The sequence below is a fragment of the Bacillus pretiosus genome (assembly GCF_051294775.1).
GTDB lineage: Bacteria > Bacillota > Bacilli > Bacillales > Bacillaceae_G > Bacillus_A > Bacillus_A wiedmannii.
In genome coordinates this window covers 1-288 of sequence record NZ_JBPPHF010000431.1, presented here as the reverse complement: position 1 = coordinate 288, position 288 = coordinate 1, and the positions used below count along the sequence as shown (strand labels likewise).

The window sequence follows — 288 nt, the reverse complement described above, 5'->3', positions numbered from 1 at the left end:
TGATAGATCTGAAACTTTCGCTTTTCCTTCTTTATCTGTCGTTACTTTCGTTACTACTTTGCCTGCTTCATCTTGGATTTCAAAGACTACACCTGCCAATGTCTTCTGACTCTCTTTGTCCACTTTTGTGATCTCTACTGAACCTTTATCTACTTGTTCGTTTTCTACTTTCAGCGATAAAACTTCTGTCATACCCTTTTTGATTTCAAATGATACTGGTATTTCTAGCTTTTTATAACCTGGTAAACTTTCTACCTCTACTAACTTATATTTCCCTATGAATAAACC

General features: G+C 35.1%; 1 protein-coding gene. It reads right to left on the bottom strand.

Annotated elements, in window-relative coordinates:
* A partial coding sequence (locus ACSG5Z_RS31595; RefSeq protein ID WP_435712925.1) for an MSCRAMM family protein occupies window positions 1–288 on the bottom strand: 288 nt, incomplete at both ends.